This is a genomic window from Streptomyces sp. NPDC050263, from assembly GCF_040655955.1.
Lineage (GTDB): Bacteria > Actinomycetota > Actinomycetes > Streptomycetales > Streptomycetaceae > Streptomyces.
This window is the reverse complement of record NZ_JBFAKW010000293.1, coordinates 1,071-1,564: the sequence shown is the minus strand read 5'-3', so window position 1 is coordinate 1,564 and position 494 is coordinate 1,071. Positions and strand designations below refer to the sequence as shown.

The following is a 494-nucleotide window of genomic DNA, read 5'->3' as shown; positions in this document are numbered from 1 at the left end:
CTGCGGGCTACGACGCCAGCCGGGCCGAGGGGGCGTACCCGCTGGGACGACTGCTGGACCTGACCGACGCTCTCGCCCTGCCCGACGAGATCGCCGTACCGCGCTTCGTCAAGGCACTCGGCGACGTCGACTCCACCATGCGGCGCTGGGCCGCCATCGGACTGCTCGCCCGCAGCCGCAGCGCACTCCCCGCCCTCGACGCGCTCAAAGCGGCGGCACACAGCGAGAGTTGCCCCCATGTACTCGTGCCGGTCTGCGAGAGTCTCGCGCATCTGACTCGGGACGGGGCAGCTGTGGCCAGGCTGGCCGGGCTCGCCCGTGAGGACCTGCCCGCCTCGGTGGGTCTCGCCGCCGTCAACGCACTGACCAGGATCGATCTCCAACTGGTGCGCCTGCACCCAGATGTCGTGGAAGCGGCCGCCGTCAGCGACGACGAGTACATCCGCTCCGCCGGGCGCTATCTGCTCCTGCGGCTCAACGGCACGTACACGCCG

Annotated in this window: 1 protein-coding gene; it reads left to right on the top strand. The window is 71.1% G+C overall.

What is annotated here, in order from left to right:
• Positions 1-494 (top strand): hypothetical protein (locus AB0J04_RS46085; protein ID WP_363174724.1); only part of this gene is annotated, 494 nt, incomplete at both ends.